At 36.7% G+C, this 13,857-nt stretch carries 12 protein-coding genes; 11 read left to right on the top strand and 1 reads right to left on the bottom strand.

Going from position 1 to position 13,857, the window contains the following annotated elements; translation table 11 throughout:
* Positions 1-36 precede the first annotated feature (36 nt).
* Positions 37-756: a class I SAM-dependent methyltransferase gene (locus MKX37_RS17240; RefSeq protein WP_078178703.1), complete on the top strand. Its 720-nt coding sequence runs from the start codon at positions 37-39 to the stop codon at positions 754-756.
* Between the two features lie 40 nt (positions 757-796).
* Here the strand turns inward: MKX37_RS17240 and MKX37_RS17235 are convergent, their stop codons facing one another.
* A complete protein-coding gene (locus tag MKX37_RS17235; protein WP_016096373.1) occupies positions 797-1,198 on the bottom strand; it encodes a hypothetical protein in 402 nt (133 codons plus the stop codon).
* A 138-nt stretch (positions 1,199-1,336) separates the two neighbouring features.
* On the opposite strand from MKX37_RS17235, the gene MKX37_RS17230 reads away from it, so the two are divergent.
* The 10 genes from MKX37_RS17230 to MKX37_RS17185 all read left to right on the top strand — a co-directional run bounded on the left by MKX37_RS17230 (position 1,337) and on the right by MKX37_RS17185 (position 13,840).
* Complete coding sequence (locus MKX37_RS17230; RefSeq protein ID WP_002185200.1) at positions 1,337-1,672, top strand: hypothetical protein; 336 nt, start codon at positions 1,337-1,339, stop codon at positions 1,670-1,672.
* A gap of 72 nt (positions 1,673-1,744) precedes the next feature.
* On the top strand, positions 1,745-2,083 hold the full coding sequence (locus MKX37_RS17225) for a VOC family protein (RefSeq protein WP_002185202.1): 339 nt from the start codon (positions 1,745-1,747) through the stop codon (positions 2,081-2,083).
* A gap of 255 nt (positions 2,084-2,338) precedes the next feature.
* The gene (locus MKX37_RS17220; protein ID WP_002128472.1) at positions 2,339-4,435 is read left to right on the top strand and encodes a vWA domain-containing protein; all 2,097 of its coding nucleotides are present in this window, start codon (positions 2,339-2,341) and stop codon (positions 4,433-4,435) included.
* Positions 4,436-4,518: 83 nt separating this feature from the next.
* A complete protein-coding gene (locus MKX37_RS17215; RefSeq protein WP_002087746.1) occupies positions 4,519-7,881 on the top strand; it encodes a tubulin-like doman-containing protein in 3,363 nt (1,120 codons plus the stop codon).
* A 57-nt stretch (positions 7,882-7,938) separates the two neighbouring features.
* Positions 7,939-8,079 carry a hypothetical protein gene (locus MKX37_RS17210; RefSeq protein WP_002128471.1) on the top strand — a complete coding sequence of 47 codons (141 nt, stop codon included), beginning with the start codon at positions 7,939-7,941 and terminating at the stop codon, positions 8,077-8,079.
* Positions 8,080-8,593: 514 nt separating this feature from the next.
* Complete coding sequence (locus MKX37_RS17205) at positions 8,594-9,970, top strand: APC family permease (protein WP_002128470.1); 1,377 nt, start codon at positions 8,594-8,596, stop codon at positions 9,968-9,970.
* Between the two features lie 112 nt (positions 9,971-10,082).
* Entirely contained in the window at positions 10,083-10,331 is a 249-nt protein-coding gene (locus MKX37_RS17200; RefSeq protein ID WP_000871335.1) for a DUF1294 domain-containing protein, read from the top strand.
* 105 nt (positions 10,332-10,436) lie between these two features.
* Positions 10,437-11,378, top strand: coding sequence for an EamA family transporter RarD (gene rarD, locus MKX37_RS17195; protein ID WP_078422224.1), 942 nt, complete (start codon positions 10,437-10,439; stop codon positions 11,376-11,378).
* Positions 11,379-11,458: 80 nt separating this feature from the next.
* Positions 11,459-11,884 carry a divergent PAP2 family protein gene (locus MKX37_RS17190; protein WP_000447809.1) on the top strand — a complete coding sequence of 142 codons (426 nt, stop codon included), beginning with the start codon at positions 11,459-11,461 and terminating at the stop codon, positions 11,882-11,884.
* A gap of 102 nt (positions 11,885-11,986) precedes the next feature.
* Positions 11,987-13,840, top strand: a complete 1,854-nt coding sequence (locus tag MKX37_RS17185; protein ID WP_002185204.1) for a terpene cyclase/mutase family protein — start codon at positions 11,987-11,989, stop codon at positions 13,838-13,840.
* Positions 13,841-13,857: the final 17 nt, after the last annotated feature.

Genomic DNA, 13,857 nt, shown 5'->3' with positions numbered 1-13,857 from the left:
TTCCTGGAATATATAAAATAAAAAAGGGAGAATCGTATGGAACGGAATACTTACATCGACTTCTTAGCTTATTACGGAATAGGGAGTGCTCATCCTGGTGGTTTTACGTTAACAAAACAATTATTATCTCAATTGCCACTTAGACATGGGGCTAGTGTCCTTGAGATAGGTTGCGGCACGGGGAAAACAGCGGCGTATATGACAAAAGAATTGGGTTATAAAGTGACAGCGGTTGAAAAGAATGAAATTATGATTCAAAAAGCGAAAGATAGATGGTTGTTTGATGGTTTAAATATACAATTGATTCAAGGCGATGTAGAAGGGTTACCGTGTTTAAATGATTCTTTTGAGCTTGTACTTGGAGAATCTATACTCGCTTTTACAAATAAAGAAAAGGTTATTTCGGAATGTTATCGTGTATTACAAAAGGATGGAAAGCTTGTTGTCATTGAAATGATTACCGAAAAACATATTGAGAAGAAAGAGGAGGAAAAGATTGGACAGTTATACGGTATGAAAGAATTATTAACTGAGAATGAGTGGATTCATTTATTTAAAGCAGCAAATTTTAAAAGAATTACAATTGGGGGTGGCGGAACTATTGCAGAAACAGTTGCAGGACATATGGAAGAGCCAGAGTGGAATGTATCACCGTTTATTCCGGAAGAATTGTATGAGGCGTGGGTGCAACACGAACAAGTACTGCTTATGTATCAACATATTTTAGGGCATCGCATTTTTATATGTGAAAAATAGAGAAAAAGAGTTGGCTAAAGATAGTCAACTCTTTACTATGTTAGATGAAAAATAATGCAGCCAAAGTAATTCCGAAAATAAAGCCAAATCCGAGTTCAAATCCCCAGCCGCCACCAAAGCCACAACCGCCGCAACCACGACGGCCACATCCGCAGCCACCGAATCCACCACTGAATCCACCATCGAATCCACCACCACATCCAAATCCACAGTTATCACATCTGCTAAGACCGCCGCAAATATCACATCCGCCGTTTGAATATGCGCCATGGTATCCAAATCCTGTATCAAAAGATGAACGCTGCTGTACTGGCTCAATCCAAACAGAATCATTTGTCACGTCTATTATTTTTCCTAAATGGATATGACCATCACGATCTTCAATTCGAACAACTTTTCCGAAATAACGTTGGCATGTATTATAACATTTTTGTCTATGCATGTTCTTTCCTCCTTCCCCCATTACAGTAATACGATATGTAAGGGGGACAAGTGCGGCTTGTACGAATGACCTATCTATCATAATTGTTATAGGAAAGGGGAAATATACGAACAGGATATATAGTGAGGAGGAAATGAAATGAAATCTACAGATCAATTTCAGACGTACGAAGTTCCTTGGGAAGAATTTATAGAAGCATTGCGAGGTGAAATGAAGAAGCAAGTAGGAGCGGATATTATAGATACAGTAGTTTGTAATTTGGAAGATGGTTTTGAAGTGTATACATATGTGCAGGGTGATTTGGATTTCGAGTATACAGAAGCTCTTGAACGAAAATATGGGAGTGATGCGAAAATACCGAATTTGTTAACAGTTATGCTGGTAGCTAGCATTTATAATACGGGTGAAGAGAATATACGTTTACATGCAGATAATAAAGATAATCCAATTGTTGAGGTATATGTGAAGCAATGAAACACGCTGTGAAAGGCGTGTTTTTTATTTATATGATAAAATGTTAGAAAATTAAGAAAGAAGGTGAGTGAATTGAAAATTAATCATCTTAATTTAACAGTTACAGATGTAACAGCTGCTAGAGAATTTTTAGAAAAGTATTTTGGTTTAACTTGTGGTGGAACAACGGGAAATGGCTTCGCAGTTATGCGTGATAATGATGGGTTTATATTAACCTTAATGAAGGGAAAAGAAGTTCATTATCCAAAAACATTTCATGTAGGATTTCCACAAAAAAATGAAGAACAAGTTAATAAAATTAATCAAAGATTGAAGAAAGACGGATTTTCAGTCGAACCGCCTAAACATGCACATGCGTATACGTTTTATGTCGAAGCACCTGGAGGATATACAATTGAAGTGATGTGCTGATTAAAAATCAAACTTTTTGTTAAGAGTTTTCAATTTTAAAAGTAGGAAAAGTCTGTTTTAAGGGTGGAGCTTAAACAGGCTTTTTTACCTATATAATTGGATAGAAAATGCTAGAAGGAATATTACCAAGTTATATATATGTTTACATAATAAAGTTAAGGTGCGTTCGTTGTCCTAAAATACAAGTCATATATCTTGTTTCCTCTCATAAATTTAAACATAGGAATTTGTCTACAAAGGTGGCGAAGCCTCATCATGAAAATTCGAATTTGTGCCACGTTCATGCTGTTTCTATTTATATGTTTACCTTTTTCAGTTTTTGCAAAAGGAGAGGAGGCAAAGGAAAGGGTCGTTTCACTTGTATATGATGATTCGGGCAGCATGAGAAATAACGATCGCTGGAAGTATGCCAATTACGCCTTGCAAAGTTTAGTTGCGCTATTAGATGAGAAAGATAAATTTTCTTACGTTCCAATGAGTAAGCCGGATGCTCCATTAAACATTTCATTAACAAAGGATCAAAGGCAAACAGAAATTGAGGGGATTGGGGCGTGGAAAACATATTTAAATACTCCATTTAGCGCAGTAGAAACGGCGATGCAATCTATAAAAAAGGAAGCAGATATAGATGGGAAACGTGAATTTTGGCTTATTGTATTAACTGACGGGGCATTTAATGATTTGGAGAAAGATAAGATTGGCGGAAAAGAACAAATTACACAGAAGTTAGCGCAGTTTAAGAAAGAAATGGATTCGAAAAAGATCTCTTTACATCCAGTTTTAATCACGATGGAAGAGGATTTAGGGCAGCAAGAGAAGCTGCAGTTAAATACGTTTAAAGAGATTTGGAAAAAAGAAATGAATGGAGTTGTCATGCCGTCTAGCGGTGAGGATGGTATTGTACAAAGTGTGAATCAAGTGGCAGCATTAGTTGCAAATCGTGATCCATTTTCTTCTGTTGAGTCGATTGTCAAAACGAAAATAGTAGGGAAAAAAGTAGAGATTACAACACCGTTTCCATTAAAGCGTATGACGCTTGTACGACAATCACCTTCTTTGTCTAATTATAAAGTTATGCAACTTTCCAAACCGTTACAATTGCAGTCTTCTTTTTCTATACATGCACCAGGAGAAGCTAAATTATTCGGAAATATAGTGCATGTAAGTACAGCGAACCAGGAAGTGATTAAGCCAGGGACATATACGATAGAAGTGGATCAGGACATTGAGAAAGAGGGATTACAAGTACTTGTTGAACCAGCGCTTAATTATACTGTTTCTACGTACGACAAAGATGATAAAGATAGAAAAAATGTTGAGAAAATGTATGAAGGTGTGACAGCTGTTATTGAAGCGAAACCTACTGAATTACCAATTCAAACTTCTTATTTCGAAGCAGAAGTAGAAATAGATGGAAAGCAGTATCCGATGAAGTGGGATGATAAAAGACATGTGTTTTATTACGAGACACAGGTTGGTAAAGCGTTAGTACGCGGGAAAGTCCATATGAATATAAAGGGATTTTATAGACAGACGAAAGAATTCAAGATTGAACCAGCTGAAAAACCAAAATTAACACTTCAAGCTGTTACGAAAGATTATGAAGAAAAGGTAACAAATTTAGAAAATAGTAAACCATTTATTTTACAGCCCCAGTTAAATGGTAAACCGATGACAGAAGAGGCTGTAAAGAAACTATTAAAATCTACTGGTGTCACATCGAATCAATCGATCAACTATGAATTAAAACAGCATGGTAGTCAAGTTTATGTTTATCCTCGACCTTATTACTCCGACACATTCAATTTTACAGATACCGGCACCGTAGAGGCTACCATCACGATCAATGATTCAACATTACAAGAAGTAAAGGAAAAGATCGTACTGCACATTGAAAATGCGCCGTTTTTTGAGAAGTATGCGCTCATTTTTAAATTTGTAATTCCTATCACTTTATTACTTTTAATAGTAGGAATTATTATTTTAGGATGGATTGTTCGTCCGAGATTTCATAGGAAAGCATTACTATATTACGAATGGGATCAAGAAGTAGCGAAAGATTGGCTTTATCAATCTGAACCAGAGTTACTTAAAAATAAATGGTGGAAGCACTATTTTGGCATTCCATTCCGAGCAGAAAGAAAGACTGTGCAATCTGTAACATTAATAGCGAAAAAAGGATCGAAATCTATATTTGTAGCGAAAGAATCGCAAGTGGTTGGGATGATTATTGATGGGATGTTTATAACAGAGGAAGAGGTAGGAATGGAGCATAAGACGTTGTATCCAAATGAACTTTTAGTAATTGATAGAGGATATGGTAAGGAGATTTACCGGTACGAATGTGAATAGTAGATAGGGTGTAAGAGGGGCGGAGGAGGCCCGGCTCTCTTTATTCTTCTTTTCAAACAAGCAAGAATAGGAAGGTGGTTCACATGACATTACAAGTTCCAACAATTTTAATTGGCTTAGGTGGAATCGGTAGTACTGTCACACATCAAATATATGAAAGATTACCTGAGGAGCGTCGTAAAAAGGTAGCGATGCATGTATTTGATACAGATGTGAATACATTGAGTAAATTTGATCATATTCGGAAGTTTAAGACGCAAACGAGCTCGAGTAAAACACCGAGAGAGTATATTGCGGGAGATCCAACGATTCCAGAGTGGTTTCCGATGGACCCGACTATACTTGATAAACCGTTAACAGAAGGGGCTGGACAGTTACGCGTCATTTCACGGTTAGCGTTACGTGCTGCGATGAAAGAAGATAAACTCACATCGTTTTGGCAAGAAATCGAGAAGATTTTTCCAGTTACAAGTGATCAGACGGAATATGGTGTACGTGTCATTATTGTAACATCACTAGCCGGCGGAACAGGCTCAGGGATGTTTTTACAAATCGCATTATATTTGCGTGAGATGCTCCGGAAGAAATTGCAGCATCATAACATTTTAATCCGCGGTGCGTTTTTAATGCCAGATGTTTTAGTTAAGACGAGAACGGTTAGTGCGAAAGAGTTTGAAACTGTGCAAGCGAATGGTTATGCATCGTTAAAAGAGTTGCACGCTATTACGCTTGGATCGACTGGTGAATTATCAAAACGAGGCGGCGTAACGATTGAATTAGAATATCGTCCTGATCAAGTGGATGAGGACGGAAGAACAAACCATACGATAAAGCAGCATCATTTACCGTACAATTATTGTTTCTTATATGATTATGAAAATTTACATGGGCACCATTTGCACAATTTATCGGATTATATGGAGCAAATGGCAAATACGATTTATTTACAGTTATTTAGTCCAATGTCTGCAAATCATTTTGCACAAGAAGATAATCAAATTCAGCAATTGGCAGAATCGAGTGGGAAAGGGAGATATTGCGGAGCAGGAACGGCAAAACTTATTTATCCGTATGAGCACGTTTTGAAATACTGTGCTTTAAAATGGGCGGTGCAAGGTTTAGATGAATCTTGGCTTCATTTAGATCAACTGTTTCAAGAAAAAAAGCAAAGATACGACCAAGATGTCAAACGTGGTATGCAGCGTGAAAAGCCAGAGCGCGGGAAAAGTTATTTAGAAGACTTAGAGCATCTTGCTACTCGGCCAGAACAAGCTCATATTTTTTATAGACAAATGTACCATGAAACACGTGAAGGGGCAGAGGGTGGTAAGCTCGGTGTTGCAAAATCAAAATTGTTTTTAGATGCTGTAGAGAGTTACGTACACCGTACAGTGCAAAAAGATGAGGAATTAAACCGCCTGCAGCATGAGTGCAAAATATCGGCTGCGAAGCTTAAAATGATGGAACAAATGAAGGGGGAAGTAGCGAGAGTTGATCATGCGGTTCGTTTATATGCTTATGCCATTCCGAGCCGTGTACATGAGCATGTTACTACCCTTTTATATGACATGATCGAATCAGACCGCTTTACACCGAGTGGCTCAGAAGGACAGTCTTACCAATTAAATACATGGTTTTTAAAGAAAACGGATCCAGTTCATCCAGTTGCAGCACGTTTTATGCTGTATGAAATTCGTAAGCAGTTAGTAGAGAAGATGAATCGACTACATGAAAATAATGAACAAAAGCGTAATTTAATTCAAAACTACGATAAGAAATTTAATGTGAGTAATATTGATGGAACTGTAACGGCTGTTCGCCGCGTTGAAATTGCGCAGCAACAAGGCTGGTTTGGAAAAATGATTAATAATCAGCAGCGTTTGTTTAAAAAAGAATTTGAAGATATTGTAACGCAGTACGTACACAAATTAAGTGAGTATCGTAAAGAAATGTTGTTAGAACTCGTGTATCAATCGCTATACCAAGCAGTTGATAAAATGATTCAATATTGGGAAAGATTCTTTGATAATTTATACGAAACACGTGAAAATTTATTGTTTGAAATCCAAAAGCGAAGCAAGGAATTTGAGGGGAAAACGAACCCGACGAATGTATACGTATTAGCTGAAGAGAAATTGCAAGAAAAGATTTGGCAAGATATGCAGCAACATTTAAATTTAGGTGTATTACCGAAAGATATATCGTCCGAAATTTATATGAGCTTGTACGGGGAATATTGTCGTGATGCGAAAGCCGAAGAAATTCAGTCGAAAAAGGTGGAAGACTTCTATCGTGAACATATATTGAGTTATTGTTATGACGAACTTCAAGTGCGCTATCGTGACAAATTAGAGCTTAATATCGTTGAAGCATTGCGAAAAGAAGCAGATTTCAAGAAGCGTGATCGTGATGAATACGTTCGTGAAAAAATTGAAGATCTTTTCCATTTAGCAAGTCCGTTCGTTCCGAAAGTTTCTCATCATAGAGAATTACAATATTGGGGCGTACATCCTTCTTTAAAACAAGAATTGCAAGAAGAGTTATTGCAAGAAATGTTTAAAGAAAAAGATACGGTAAACGAGGCGTTTTCACCATTTGAAGTGATTTGTTATCGTGCTCATTACGGATTATCGCTACAAGATTTTCCTAAGCTTTCATCTGGACATATTGCGAATGGTTTTATGAACGATAAAGGTGATTATTTTCAATCGTATTATCGCCGCGTGAACAAATTAAATAGTAAAAAATCTAGTTTGACGCCGCATTTAGATAAATATTGGCACTTACCAGCCTTTATGCCAGACTTGAATGCAACGCAAACGAAGTTAGATTACGACAAATGTAATCGTGCTCTTCTATACGCGTATATGTATCGCTGGATTAGCTTAGTTGCTGTTGATGGACAATTCGTGTATCAATATAATGGTGTTGGCCGTAGCTTTTTAATTCAGTCGATGGGGAAAAATATTTCAAGTGAAAGTTATAAGTTGCACAGAGCATTGCTTCATAATCCGTTTATTTATGAAAACATCTTGTCACGATTTGAAGAAGAACAAGAAAAGGCAATGATACAAGGTGGACATTTATATACACATGCATTTGTATTAGGCGCTCAAGATATAAGATGGCTCCGTAAAGAGCATGTTCATAATATTTTAGATATGATTTTAATGTATGACCGTGAGGCAAAATATGACCCGACGTTAGAAGAAACATCTGACGATTTGTTAAGGCTATTCCTTGATGAAATTGAGCTGTATTTCCAAAACTATTACGGAACAGGTGCAGATATGGTTGCGAAGAAAGAGAAAGAGATGTTTATGAAACAATTGTGGGATCGTTCGTATGCGAAAGGGTATGTGGATCCAAATAGTGCGCCTTATAAAAAATGGCAAAATATATTACATGTTCCCGATGAAGAAGAAGTGCCAAAAACGAATGTATAATGAGTGAAAAGGGAATCCTTAAGAATGACAATACAACTTTAGAAATGAGGGATTCCGATGCCATTTTTAGGAAGTGTATATCAAATATTTGGATTATATCCAGAAATTTATTATGGAATGATTTCAGCAGAGCTGCAAGAAGAAGCTCAAAAGGAACATATCGATAATAATAGTACAGAAATTGAAGCGGAAGAATAAAGCGCAGATGAACATCTGCGCTTTTTTTATTGTCTTAAGTGAAAATACTGTTTGTAATTTGCAGGAAAGTTAATTGCTCTAATAAGATGAATAGTTATTTCTGTATAACAAATCGACTGATTTTATCATGTTTGCATACGGGGATTACATTGAGTTAAATGTATAAAAATGAATTTTGGAATAATGAAAATTGTATTAAAATGGGAATCATCAGTGTTCGTGAGTGGTATCGTATATTTTGGAATGCTATTTTATTTATAATTATTCAATTCGGGTGAATTAATTATATTGTTGACAATATAATTAATCCTGTGATAAATTCAATCAATCTTCTAAAAACAAGCCTGTTAACAAGCTTGTTTTTAGAAGATTGATTTTTCTGATTTTAAATTATGTAATTTGTGGAGTCTATATAGGGAGTGAAAGTAAAGCATGAATATTATTAATGTGTAATAGCAACAGTAATAAAGATTGTAATGAGTAAGGGATAATTTTGAAAAAGAGGTTTCTACGAATGAGTTTATTTATAAAGAAAGCAATGAATGAAGAAAAGAAAAAAGTGTTAAAGCAAACTTTAGGAGCAATTGATTTAACGCTTTTAGGAATTGGAGCAATTATTGGTACAGGTATTTTCGTATTAACAGGTATTGTAGCTGCGAAACATGCTGGTCCAGCAATTGTATTATCTTTTATGTTAGCTGCAATTGTATGTGCTTGTGTAGCCTTTTGTTATGCTGAATTTGCATCTACAGTCCCGGTCTCAGGAAGTGTGTATTCGTATACGTATATGACATTAGGTGAGATTTTTGCTTTTATAGTTGGCTGGTGTGTCATGTTAGAGTACTTATTAGCTACTTCTGCGGTGGCGGCGGGATGGTCAGCCTATTTTCAGTCATTGCTACTAGGGTTTAATATTCATATTCCGGCAATCATTGCTTCTGCACCAGGGATGGGGAATGGCGGGATTATCGACTTGCCAGCGGTTATTATTATTTTAATTGTTACATTTTTACTAAGTCGTGGTGTGAAAGAAAGTGCACGTATAAATAATATAATGGTTATTATTAAACTGGCTGTTATTTTAGTATTTATTATTGTAGGAGCAAACTATGTAAAGCCAGAGAATTGGCAGCCGTTTCTTCCTTTTGGATACCATGGTGTTATTGGAGGAGCTGCGACTGTATTTTTTGCCTTTTTAGGTTTCGATGCAGTTGCAACAGCAGCAGAGGAAGTGAAACGCCCACAACGTAACGTTCCAATTGGATTACTTGTCTCTTTATGCATTTGTACAATTCTTTATGTTGGTGTTTCATTCGTGTTAACTGGAATGGTTCCATTTACGGATCTGAATGTAGCTGATCCAGTTGCATATGCACTGCGTATTGTAGGAGAGGATAGAATTGCTGGTCTATTATCAGTTGGAGCGATAGCTGGTTTAACAACAGTTCTGTTAGTTGCTATGTTCGCATTTGTTCGAGTATCATACTCGATGAGCCGAGATGGATTGTTACCAAAAAGATTTTCGAGTGTTCATAAACGTTATCAAACACCATTTTTTAATACATGGATTACGGGTATTCTTGCGGCTGTATTAGCAGGTTTATTGGACTTGAATTTGTTGGCAAATTTAGTGAATGTGGGAACGATAACAGCTTTCATATTTGTATCTATAGCTGTAATTGTATTAAGGAAGACACATCCTAATTTGAAAAGACCGTTCCGTGCTCCGTTAGTTCCATTCTTACCTATACTTGCGATAGTAAGTTGTTTATATTTAGCATTAAATCTTTCTAAAACCACTTTAATCAGTTTTGCAATTTGGGTTATTGTAGGTATTTTTATTTATTTTATATACGCGAAAAAACATAGTAAGATTAGAAATAGAGTATAAGGTATTACAATTATGGCTGTAGGCTAAAGTTTTTTTACCTATAGCCATTTTTATTTGTGCGCACCTTATTTTCGTGTTAACATAAAGCGGATTTTTTAAGGGAGAGAAAGAGATGAAATGGATTTATTTTATTATTATCAACGTTATAGCATTTAGTATGATGGGGCTTGATAAGCGAAAAGCAAAGAAAAAGCAGTGGAGAACGCCAGAAAGTACGTTGTTTTTATCAGCTGCAGCTGGAGGAGCGGTTGGAGCTTGGATTGGTATGTATATGTTTCATCATAAGACACATAAAAGTAAATTTGTCTTCGGTATTCCAGTGCTCGTTATTATAACAGTAGGAGTGTTTTTATACATATAAAGGATTTGCAAGAGGAATGTCGAAAGAAATGCAGATTGAATATTGGTAAAGTAAGTATGTGAGACTTTATAATGAAGAAAAAAAGAGAAGAGGAGAAAAAGGAAGATGGGGAGTCAAACAGCAGAGCAAAAGCAGGGGATTATATATGCAGCAGGTGCGTATACGATGTGGGGAGTCCTTCCGATTTATTGGAAATGGGTGGAGGAAGTACCGGCAGATGAAATATTAGCGCATCGCATCGTTTGGGCATTTGTTTTTATGTTGTTAGTTTTAGGAGTAACGAAGAGGTTTCGTCAGTTTGGTGGGGAGTTAGTGGCCCTTTTTAAACGACCTAAATTATTAATGTCATTAACAATTGCTTCGGTACTTATTAGTGGAAACTGGTTTGTATACATATGGGCCGTAAATCATAACCATGTAATCGAAGCAAGTCTTGGGTATTATATTAATCCACTTATAAGTATTTTACTTGGTACAGTTGTTTTAAAAGAGAAGCTTAATTTTTGGCAATATGTTGCGGTTGGTTTAGCTGGATTGGGCGTTGTTATTTTAACGATACGTTTCGGATCAATTCCATGGGTTTCTCTTTCACTTGCTTTTTCATTTGGATTATATGGATTAACAAAAAAATTATTAAATTATGATGCAACAATTGGGCTTACGATGGAAACGATGTTAGTGACGCCATTTGCACTTATATATTTGTTTATGACAGGATTTCATGGCTTTGGTTCGTTCGGTTCTATTTCGGCAATATCAACGTTTCTTTTAATAGGGGCAGGTATTGTTACAGCGTTACCACTCTTTTATTTTGCTAAAGGAGCACAACTTATTCCGCTCTATATGATAGGATTTTTACAATACATCGCGCCGACTATTAGTTTAATTTTAGGTGTGTTCGTTTTTGGTGAACATTTCACATCTACTCATATGATTGCGTTTTTCTGTATATGGATTGCTTTATTTGTCTTTTCAATGGCGAAAACAAAGTTTCTACTACAGAAGCAACCAAAATTTATTAAAAATAAATCAGCAAAAGTATCATAATGCGTAGTATTTTCTACGCATTTTTCTTTATACTTATATTATATAGAAATTCCATTATAGTCAGTGAGGAGCTGAAAAACATGGAAACAATTTTACATAATGATCCACTTATAGCAGCTATAATTTCTTGGTTTTTAGCACAGTTAACGAAAGTCGTTTTTAAATTAATAAAAACAGGCGAGTTTGATTTTGCTAAGTTCTTTGCTTCAGGTGGAATGCCAAGTTCGCATGCTTCGACTGTTACTGCACTTGCTACAGGTGTCGGAGTGGTGGAAGGTGTGGAGAGTCCAATATTTGCGGTTGCCGCTATTTTTGCCATTATTGTTATGTACGATGCTTCAGGAGTAAGGCTTGCGGTAAGTAAGCAAGCGAAAATATTGAATGATTTTTTTCATGGTAGACAAACAGAATATAAAAAGTTAAATGAGCTCGTTGGACATACACCGTATCAAGTTGTTGTTGGTGCACTATTAGGAATTGTTGTCGGGGTTGGGTATTGTTTGTAAGCAGAATGTGTGTAATGCACGTTCTGCTTTTCTTTGTTTTCATACATATTTAGATGAGTTTTCGAATATCGTATACGGACTTAGAAAGGGTGGGTGAGCGGTGTGCTACTATATGACAAAGTGCATGAGGAGATAGAGCGGAGAACGACTGCACTTCAAACGATGCAAAGGCAAGACGGAACGTGGCAATTTTGTTTTGAAGGAGCTTTGCTAACGGATTGTCACATGATTTTTTTACTCAAATTATTAGGGCGAAATGACGAAATAGAACCGTTTGTGAAAAGGTTAGTATCTCTTCAGACAAATGAAGGGACTTGGAAATTATACGAAGATGAAAAGGGAGGGAATTTATCCGCGACGATTCAAGCATATGCTGCTTTACTTGCTTCGGAAAGATATTCGAAAGAAGCTATGAATATGAGGCGAGCTGAAATGTTTATTAAGGAACACGGGGGAGTTTCTCGTGCTCATTTTATGACGAAATTTTTATTAGCGATTCATGGAGAATATGAATTTCCTGCGCTTTTTCACTTTCCAACGCCAATCTTATTTTTACAAGATGACTCCCCCCTCAGTATATTTGGGCTAAGCAGCTCAGCGCGTATACATTTAATTCCGATGATGATTTGTATGAATAAGAGATTCCGTGTAGAGAAAAAGTTATTGCCAAATTTAAATCATATTGCAGGCGGGGGTGGGCAATGGTTTCGAGAGGAGCGGTCTCCGCTGTTTCAATCGTTTTTAGGTGATGTGAAAAAGGTAATATCTTATCCATTATCGTTACATCATAAAGGATACGAAGAAGTAGAGCGCTTTATGAAGGAGCGTATAGATGAAAATGGAACATTATATAGTTACGCCAGTGCTACGTTTTATATGATTTATGCTTTGCTTGCATTAGGACACTCTATTCAGTCTCCAATTATTGAGAAAGCTGTGACAGGATTAAAATCTTATATATGGAAGATGGACAGAGGAAGTCATTTGCAAAATTCTCCTTCTACCGTATGGGATACCGCTTTACTTAGCTATTCATTGCAAGAAGCTAAAGTTACAAATGAAAATAAGATGATTCAAAGGGCGACGGAGTATTTATTGCAAAAACAACAAACTAAAAAGGTAGATTGGAGCGTACATGCATCATCACTTGTAGCTGGCGGTTGGGGATTTTCAGATGTTAATACGACGATCCCTGATATAGACGATACTACAGCTGCCCTTAGAGCGTTAGCGCGAAGTAGAGGGAATGATAGAGTAGATGATGCGTGGGGAAGAGGCGTGGAATGGGTGAAAGGATTGCAAAACAATGATGGAGGCTGGGGAGCTTTTGAACGAGGGGTAACGAGCAAGTTACTATCGAATTTGCCGATTGAAAATGCGAGTGATATGATAACCGATCCGTCCACACCAGATATTACAGGTAGGGTGTTAGAATTATTCGGAACGTATGCACCGAATGAGTTGCTTGAAGAGCAAAAAAAGAAAGCTATCAAATGGTTAATGGATGTACAGGAACAGAATGGATCATGGTATGGAAAATGGGGGATATGTTATATATATGGGACATGGGCAACGATGACAGGCTTACGTGCATTAGGAGTGCCTTCTACTCATCCAGCGTTGAAAAAAGCAGCTTCATGGCTCGAACATTTGCAGCATGAAGACGGAGGGTGGGGAGAATCCTGTCAAAGTAGTGTAGAGAAAAAATTTATTTCTTTACCTTTTAGTACGCCGTCACAAACAGCGTGGGCACTTGATGCACTCATTTCTTACTACGATCAAGAAACACCGATTATTCGAAAAGGAATTTCATATTTGCTCGCGCAGTCTACTATGAATGAAAAATATCCTACTGGTACAGGGTTACCGGGGGGCTTTTATATTCGCTATCATAGTTATGGACATATATATCCGTTACTTGCTTTAGCGCACTACGTAAAGAAATATAGAAAATAAACCGAGAGATACTCTCG

The organism is Bacillus sp. FSL R5-0709 (assembly GCF_038004785.1).
Lineage (GTDB): Bacteria > Bacillota > Bacilli > Bacillales > Bacillaceae_G > Bacillus_A > Bacillus_A mycoides.
This window is presented reverse-complemented; position numbering and strand designations above follow the sequence as displayed.

Bases quoted from the DNA above. Each gene is read 5' to 3' on its own strand.
- MKX37_RS17240 (WP_078178703.1), top strand. From the start codon at position 37: ATGGAACGGAATACTTACATCGACTTCTTAGCTTATTACGGAATAGGG.
- MKX37_RS17235 (WP_016096373.1), bottom strand. From the start codon at position 1,198: ATGCATAGACAAAAATGTTATAATACATGCCAACGTTATTTCGGAAAA.
- MKX37_RS17230 (WP_002185200.1), top strand. From the start codon at position 1,337: ATGAAATCTACAGATCAATTTCAGACGTACGAAGTTCCTTGGGAAGAA.
- MKX37_RS17220 (WP_002128472.1), top strand. From the start codon at position 2,339: ATGAAAATTCGAATTTGTGCCACGTTCATGCTGTTTCTATTTATATGT.
- MKX37_RS17215 (WP_002087746.1), top strand. From the start codon at position 4,519: ATGACATTACAAGTTCCAACAATTTTAATTGGCTTAGGTGGAATCGGT.
- MKX37_RS17210 (WP_002128471.1), top strand. From the start codon at position 7,939: ATGCCATTTTTAGGAAGTGTATATCAAATATTTGGATTATATCCAGAA.
- MKX37_RS17205 (WP_002128470.1), top strand. From the start codon at position 8,594: ATGAGTTTATTTATAAAGAAAGCAATGAATGAAGAAAAGAAAAAAGTG.
- MKX37_RS17200 (WP_000871335.1), top strand. From the start codon at position 10,083: ATGAAATGGATTTATTTTATTATTATCAACGTTATAGCATTTAGTATG.
- rarD (WP_078422224.1), top strand. From the start codon at position 10,437: ATGGGGAGTCAAACAGCAGAGCAAAAGCAGGGGATTATATATGCAGCA.
- MKX37_RS17190 (WP_000447809.1), top strand. From the start codon at position 11,459: ATGGAAACAATTTTACATAATGATCCACTTATAGCAGCTATAATTTCT.